Origin of the sequence: Ethanoligenens sp., from assembly GCF_047718355.1 — a bacterium.
GTDB lineage: Bacteria > Bacillota > Clostridia > Oscillospirales > Ethanoligenentaceae > Ethanoligenens.
Map to the genome: position 1 here is coordinate 21,472 of NZ_JBDNLG010000026.1, position 8,157 is coordinate 29,628.

General features: G+C 51.9%; 6 protein-coding genes. All 6 read right to left on the reverse strand.

The genetic code is table 11. The features are described 5' to 3' along the window. Positions 1–1,066: 1,066 nt before the first annotated feature. Complete coding sequence (gene ilvD / locus ABF463_RS05875; protein WP_415532635.1) at positions 1,067–2,728, reverse strand: dihydroxy-acid dehydratase; 1,662 nt, start codon at positions 2,726–2,728, stop codon at positions 1,067–1,069. Between the two features lie 83 nt (positions 2,729–2,811). Continuing rightward, positions 2,812–4,317, reverse strand: coding sequence for a lysine--tRNA ligase (lysS, locus tag ABF463_RS05880; protein ID WP_415532636.1), 1,506 nt, complete (start codon positions 4,315–4,317; stop codon positions 2,812–2,814). 57 nt (positions 4,318–4,374) lie between these two features. After that, positions 4,375–4,848 carry a transcription elongation factor GreA gene (greA, locus tag ABF463_RS05885; RefSeq protein WP_415532641.1) on the reverse strand — a complete coding sequence of 158 codons (474 nt, stop codon included), beginning with the start codon at positions 4,846–4,848 and terminating at the stop codon, positions 4,375–4,377. Between the two features lie 352 nt (positions 4,849–5,200). Continuing rightward, positions 5,201–6,082, reverse strand: a complete 882-nt coding sequence (gene ftsX / locus ABF463_RS05890) for a permease-like cell division protein FtsX (RefSeq protein WP_415532637.1) — start codon at positions 6,080–6,082, stop codon at positions 5,201–5,203. Beyond that, positions 6,082–6,759, reverse strand: coding sequence for a cell division ATP-binding protein FtsE (ftsE, locus tag ABF463_RS05895; RefSeq protein ID WP_415532638.1), 678 nt, complete (start codon positions 6,757–6,759; stop codon positions 6,082–6,084). Before ftsE ends, ftsX begins: the two co-directional genes overlap by 1 nt. 75 nt (positions 6,760–6,834) lie before the next feature. After that, positions 6,835–7,917 (reverse strand): helix-turn-helix domain-containing protein, encoded by a 1,083-nt coding sequence (locus tag ABF463_RS05900; protein WP_415532639.1) that lies wholly within the window; start codon positions 7,915–7,917, stop codon positions 6,835–6,837. Positions 7,918–8,157: the final 240 nt, after the last annotated feature.

The following is an 8,157-nucleotide window of genomic DNA, read 5'->3' on the forward strand; positions in this document are numbered from 1 at the left end:
AAAAACCGCCCCCCCCTCAACTGTTTCCTAACGCGGGGGGGGGTTTTCACCCAAACCACCGCCCAACCAATTGAGGGGGCCCCCCAAAAACCGGCGCCAACCCTTCTGCCGTAATAGTCTCGTTTTCGTGATGCCAAGGACGTTGCGAATCAATAGCCTTTTCACTGCCGGGAAGTCCGAACAAACGTAGTGGTTACTGATGACACCTGTACTGCCATTTCTCAGTTGAACCCAACCCATAAGAAGGTTTCTCTCACTGTTCGCTGTACCGACCGGAAACGTTGCCTGTTAAAACTCGCCAAGCGCTGGTAGACCAACGAAACGAAGCTATTTGATTATTCGAAGATTCCGATGACCATTTGGACAATTATTTGTTCCCTCCGTGCCTGCTGATTGCAGGAACCGAAACAGTTACGAGTCCATGAACACCAAAGACGTTGCGAATCCGTAGCTTTTCCCTGCCGGGAGTCTGAACATACGTGCTGGTTGCTGGAGGCATCTGTACTGCCAATTCACAGTTAACCCAAACTCTGACGAGAGGTTACCCACTGTCCACTGCTCCGACTGGAAAAATCGCCTGTTAAAATCCGCCAAACCGTCAGTTGACCAAAGAAACGTACTATATTTAATTTTCCCAACAACGCCGATACCCCGCTGGACGACCGCATAGTCTTTCCATACCGATGAATCGCAGGAACAAGATAAGTCTTTTTTCCAATGTTTGGAACATAAATGTTCCGTTTTGCAGCCATTACGCGCTGCCAACCAAACAACATCTGGACTCCGGCTTATCCGGTTACCTGCTGCGAGTCCTCTGAATCTAATGAGCCCATTGGAATCGCCCCCTCTGCTGAAGTTTGTGGTGAGGAATGTGCTGGTTCTTTTGCTGTCTATATAATAGCATGTTATTAATGCAATGTCAACAGTACTTTTCAATAAACTTGAAATATTTCGTAAATAAAGCACCATAAAACAGCTTTTTAGAAAAAATTATAAAAAGCAGGGACTGCATCTTTAGATGCAGTCCCTGCCGTATACCGCCATATTAAAAGATAGCGTATGGCGCTTATTTTTCAAAAACCGCGCCGCGTGCGCCGGAGGTCACCATCGCGGCATAGCGCTTGAGATAGCCGGTCAACTGCCGATCTGGCACTTGGAACCCTGCCTGCTTCCGCTTTTCAATTTCTTCAGCGGACACCAGAAGTTCCAATTTCCGGTTAGGGATGTCCAGCAGAATACGGTCGCCTTCCTGCACATAGGCCATCAAGCCGCCGGCAGCCGCCTCGGGGGATACATGCCCCACCGCAGCACCTTTGGACGCGCCGGAGAAACGGCCATCGGTGATGAGCGCAACACTGTTATCCAGTCCATATCCGGCCAGAGCGGAGGTTGGTGCCAGCATCTCGCGCATACCGGGGCCGCCCTTCGGTCCTTCATAGCGGATGACCACCACGTCGCCAGATTGAATTTTTCCATTCAGAATGGCTTCGCAGGCTTCTTCTTCGCTCTCAAACACCCGTGCAGGGCCTTCGTGTACCATCATGGATGGCAGCACCGCGCCCTGTTTCACCACCGAACCTTCGGGGGCCAGATTGCCGCGCAGCACAGCGATGCCGCCATCTTTGCGGTAGGGATTGTCAAGCTTGCGGATACAGTTGCCGTCCGCTGCCGGTGCTTTGGCGATGCGCTCGCCCACTGTGCCTTGCACGGTGGGCGCATTCATATGAATCAACCCCGCAAGGGATAGTTCTCTCATCACAGCGGCGATCCCGCCAGCTTCATCTAAATCCTCAATGTAAAAATCGCGGGTGGCCGGGCTGAGTTTGCAGATTTGCGGTGTGTTTTTGCCCAACTCGTCAAACCGTGCCATATCGATGTTGACACCGGCTTCGTTGGCGATCGCCGTGAGGTGTAGCACCGTGTTGGTAGAGCAGCCCAGCGCCATATCGGTATGGATGGCGTTGTCTACCGCATCCTTTGTGATAATATCCAACGGGCGGACGTTTTCCTCCAGCAGTTCCATCACGCGCTCACCGGCCTCTTTGGCCAAACGGATGCGCGCCGATTTCACCGCTGGGATGGTGCCGGTACCCGGCAACGACATGCCGATTGCTTCGGTCAGGCAGTTCATGGAGTTTGCAGTATACATGCCGGAGCAGGAACCGCAGCCCGGGCAAACTTCGTCTTCAATTTCGCCCAACTCAGTTTCGCTCATTTTCCCTGCCGCGTGTGCGCCGACTGCTTCGCAGATATCATTGAAGCCGATGCGCTGCCCGTTGTGATGGCCCGCATACATGGGGCCACCGCTGATAAAGATGGAAGGCAGATTCAATCGGATTGCCGCCAGCATCATACCAGGCACAATTTTATCGCAGTTGGGAATGAAAACCACCGCGTCCAGCGGATGGGCGGTCAGCATCACTTCGATGGAATCTGCAATCAATTCGCGTGAACACAGGGAATACTTCATACCCTTGTGGTTCATCGCGATGCCGTCGCATACACCGATGGTGTTAAACTCGAACGGCACTCCGCCGCCCGCACGGATTCCCGCTTTCACCGCATCCGCAACGGATTGCAGATGCATATGTCCGGCAATGTAGTCGCTGGCCGAGCAAACCACTGCCACAAACGGCCGCTTGATTTCACGGTCAGTCAATCCCAATGCTTTCAACAGGGCGCGGTGGGAGGCTCTTGTCGGGCCTTTTTTGATCAAATCACTTCTCATATGGTATAGCACCGCCTTTTATTACACGTCCGTTTTGCGTTTATTACACAGAGCGGCGTTACATTTAAACAACCGGATTCCAATCATTCCTTGGGTTTCATGGTGGGGAACAGTAGTACATCACGGATGGAGGGTGAATCCGTCAGCAGCATGACCAGCCGGTCGATGCCGATGCCGAGACCGCCTGTTGGCGGCATTCCGTAGGAAAGAGCCGTGATGAAGTCCTCATCCATCATGCCCGCTTCCAAATCGCCCGCGTCGCGCAGTTCCACTTGCCGCAGAAAACGTTCTTTCTGGTCGATGGGGTCGTTGAGCTCCGAATAGGCGTTGCCCATTTCCCGGCGCAGAATAAAGAACTCAAACCGTTCGGTCAACTCGGGGCGATCGGGTTTGCGCTTGGTCAGCGGCGAAACCTCAATGGGGTAATCCAGAATGAACGTTGGCTGCACCAGCTGCTCCTCGACTTTTTCGTCGAAGGTTTGGTACAGCGCGTCGCCCCAGGACTTGCCCTTCCCGATTTCCACGCCCAGTCCCTTGGCCGCGGCCACCGCCGCCGTATCATCCCCACGCAGCACGTCAAAATCAATGCCGGTATAGGTCTTGACCGCTTCCACCATGGTCAAGCGGCGCCACGGGGGCGTAAGGTCGATTTCCTCACCGCTGCAGGTGATTTTCATGGTGCCAAGCACTGCCTGTGCCGCGCCGGAAACCAACTGCTCGGTCAAGCGCATCATGCCGTTATAATCGGTGTATGCCTCATAAAGCTCAATGCTGGTGAATTCCGGATTGTGCTTGACATCAATGCCCTCGTTGCGGAACAGGCGCCCGATTTCAAACACCTTTTCCATACCGCCTACAATCAGGCGTTTTAAATACAACTCCGGCGCGATACGGAGGTAAAGATCCATATCCAGCGCGTTGTGGTGGGTGACGAAAGGCCGCGCCGCCGCACCGCCGGGGATGACGTTGAGGATGGGTGTTTCCACCTCAATGTAGCCCTGCTGCTCCAAAAAAGAGCGGATGAACGCGATAATGCGGCTGCGCCGCACAAATGTTTCTTTGACTTCCGGGTTCACGATGAGATCCACATACCGTTGGCGGTAACGCAGCTCGGTATCTTTCAGCCCGTGGAATTTTTCCGGTAAAGGCAACAGCGATTTGGAGAGCAGCTGGACAGCGGTGGCGTGGAGGGAAATCTCTCCGCGCCGTGTGCGGAACACTCTGCCTTTGACGCCGATGATATCTCCAATGTCCCATTTTTTAAATGCCGCAAAAGAATCCTCGCCCACATCGTTGATGCGCACGTAGACCTGCATACGCCCGGAGGCGTCATGGACGTCGATAAAGTTTGCCTTGCCCATGTCGCGCCGGGACATCAGCCGTCCGGCAATGGATACATCTTTGCCTTCCAACTCATCAAAACGTTCGGTGATCTCGTGGTTTAAGATATCCCTGTCATAGGTGGTTACCACGAAAGGATTCTGCCCCGCCTGCTGTAACTCGGTCAATTTCTCACGCCGAATGCGCAGGATCTCCGATAAATCAGATTCCTCCTGCTCCGCATTCTGTGTGTCGCTCACGTCCGCCATTTGCATTCTCCTCCACACCGCGCCATACGCCTTTTCTGTTTAAAACAGCGCTGTTGTTTATTTGGTGATGTTTAATATTTTGAATTTCACGATGCCGCCCGGGGTTTCCGCCTCAATTTCCTCGCCCACTTTGTGCCCAAGTAACGCATGGCCCACAGGAGACTCGTCGGAAATCATGTTCTGATCCGGGTCAGCCTCGGTGGAACCCACGATCTGGTATTCTACATTCTCATCAAATTCTACGTCGTACAACTGTACACGCGCGCCCAGATTGACCGCCTCTGTGTCCAGTTGGTCGTCGTCGATGAGCTTGACGTTTTTGAGCATGGCTTCAATGGTGGCAATGCGCGATTCTACCATAGCCTGTTCGTTTTTAGCTTCGTCATATTCACTGTTTTCCGAGAGGTCGCCGAAAGAAAGCGCAACTTTGATTTTTTCCGCGATCTCTTTGCGTTTTTCGGTTTTGAGCTGCTCCAACTCCTGTTCCAGTTTTTTCAGACCCGCATCTGTCAATACATACTGTTTTGCCATACTGGTACACTCCCCGGCGACGTTGTGCGCCCATTTTTTATTGAAAGACATCCCGCCCGCCTGTGTATCGGCGGTTTCCAGCCATCCGCACGGACGGTCGGGAAAGGGGTGCCTTGAAACTTGCATTCACTGCCGATAATTTATCAGATGGAGCAGATGGTTGAAAAGCGGCCTCCGAGCAAAAAGCCCGAAGCCGCCTACAAACCATCCGCTCTGCGCGCTTTTAGTGACGCGCGTCATAGCTTATTATATGCACCCTGTTCTGCCCTGTCAAGCGGATGCCGGATACTTAAGGGGACATGTAAATTCTGGATGCGCCCAGAAGTATTCCGTTTGACTGAAAATGACAGATTTAAACCCGCAGGTATTTATGTACTGAAATAAGACTGCCCACAATGCCAAGCACAATACCTGAGGCAATGAAACCGAGCGAGAGAGGGATGCCCACAGATCTGTACGCAAGCGGGTGGATGATGTGCAGCGCACTGAACAACCGCTTGACCAGTGCCCCATACAGATACCACTGGAAGATAGAACCGACAATGCCGGAAAACACGCCGATGAGCAGGCCCTCAACAAAAAATGGCCAGCGAATAAACCAGTCAGTCGCACCGACAAACTTCATGATGTTTACTTCGCGCCGCCGCACATAAACAGCCAGTTTAATGGTGTATACAATGATGAACAGCGAGACTGCCGCCAGCAGGATAAACAGCCAGAAGCCAGCCCAGCTCACCGTATTGCTAATGCTGTTGAGTTTTTCCGCCACTCCCGAATGCTCATTCACGCTTTCAATGTTTGCCAACGCGTGGATTTTTTTTACCACCAGATTATAACTCTGCATGCTTTTGAGCGTGACCCGGTAGGAGTTGGGAAAAAAGTTGTCCTGATTCACGCCGTTGAGCAAATCCTGGTCTTTGCCAAGCTGTTTCTTTTCATTTTGCAGCGCTTGGTCTTTGGAAATAAATTCCACTTTCAAAACGTTAGGCATTGCTTTCAAGTCGGTGCCGATTTTGTCGATTGTAGGCTGATCGATACCGTCTTTTAAGAAAACGCCGATCTGGTTCTGCTGCTCCACACTGTGCATCAGATTACGCACATTGATGGAAATGAGGACGGAAGTGCCCAGCAGCAGCAGGCAGACGGTCAAGATGCAGATGGATGCGATGGACATCATGCGGTTGACCCAGATGTTTTTCAATCCTTCACGGATAAAATACCGTATCTTTTCCATTATACGCTGCTCCCCGGAATATCCTGGATGACCTGTCCGGCCTCAATTGTGATAACGCGGTGATAATCATAGCGCTCCACCAGGGTGGCGTCATGCGTTACCATGATGATGGTCGTGCCGCGGCGGTTGATCTCGTCAAACAGCTCCATGATTTCCACCGACATGTCGGGGTCCACGTTACCGGTCGGCTCATCAGCAATCAAAAATGTGGGATTATTGACCAGTGCACGCGCCAGAGAGACACGCTGCTGCTCGCCGCCTGAGAGTTCGGCCGGCTGATTGTGTGCTTTTTTAGATAGGCCCACCAGACTGAGAATATATGGTACACGACGCCGGATTTCCTGTTGTTTGGCGCCGATGACCCGCATCGCAAACGCGACGTTTTCATATACGCACATGTTGGGGATCAGACGGAAATCCTGAAACACTACACCCATGGTGCGGCGCAGGAACGGCACGTCCCGCCGTTTCATATTTGCCACGCTGAAACCGTTGATATTTACATCGCCGGTCGTGGGCACTTCCTCGTGCATCAGCATCTTGATGAGTGTGCTTTTGCCTGCGCCGGACGCACCCCGCACAAAGACAAATTCTCCATCGTTGATTGTCAGATTGATGCCACGCAGGGCCTTGGTTCCATTGTCATAGACTTTTACCGTATCTATGAACTCGATCACAGTTACACCGCCTTTGCATACGAAACCGCGCCCGCTCCTTACCTTTAAACGAGGAAGACTCGGCGCTGGGCGCGGTCAAAACCTGTCCGGATTCGTGACCAGATACTTTTTGACCATTAGGGCGACCTTAAAAATAATCGCGTGATCAAATTCACGCAGGTCAAGACCTGTTAATTTTTTGATTTTCTCCAGGCGATAGACCAGTGTGTTACGGTGGACAAACAGCTTGCGTGATGTTTCGGATACATTCAAGTTGTTTTCAAAAAAGCGCTGGATGGTGAAAAGCGTCTCTTGATCGAGCGAATCAATTGAGCCCTTTTTGAAAACTTCGCTTAAAAACATTTCGCAGAGCGTGGTGGGCAGCTGATAGATCAGGCGGGCAATCCCAAGATTGTCATAACTGATGATGTTCTTTTCGATATCGAACACCTTGCCCACTTCCAATGCGACCTGTGCCTCTTTGAACGAACGGGCCAAGTCCTTGACGCCTGTCACGATGGTGCCGATACCCACGGAGGCATGGGTGTAAAACTCACTGCTGAGCGTGTCGACTACCGAATGCGCAAGTTTGTCCAGATCGCTGGTTTCAATGCCCTGCCGCACTTCTTTGACGAGTGCGATCTCATTTTCGCTGATATTGACGATAAAATCCTTTTGCCGATCAGGGAAAAGGTTCTGTACCACGTCATACACCGACACATCGTTTTTCTCGTCCACAAGGATGAGCAAAACAACCCGCAACACTTCGGAACTGAGGTGCAGTTCCCGCGCCTTTAAATAAATGTCACCGGGCAGGATGTTGTCGAGGATTACGTTTTTGATAAAATTGCCGCGGTCATACCGCTCGTCATAATATTGCTTGATGCTTGTCAGCGCCACCGCCAGAATACCTGCATATTTGGCGGCGACAGGATCGCTGCCCTCGACAAAAATCGCATAATCGGGACGGGGCCGTGAACCAAACGGTTTATATGTCCATCCGCCGCGCAGTAAAAGTGGAGCGCCGACCAGTTCCGTCATGACATTCTCATGGACTTCGCCGATACGACCAAGCTCACTGCACGCGATAACGGTCCCGTTTTCATCGATGACACCTACCACGCGGTCGAGCGTTTCCTTCATTTGCTGGATAACGCCTTGAAAAAGTCTGTTTGACATTCGCGATTCTCCTTTTACGGTCGGGCAAAAGGCATCTTTGTTTCCGGGCAAATCCCGAACCATTTCTCTGGTGCCGCCCCACTCGCCATTCCGGTAACCCTGAAAAACGGGTGGAAAGGATCTGGCCCTTTACAAATCAGTATAAACGATAAAGAGACAAAACTCAACGCCCGCCCGCCGCTTAAATTTTCTGATATCGCTGTGTGCACTTGTTACAAACAGGAAATCAGGTCTGAATCA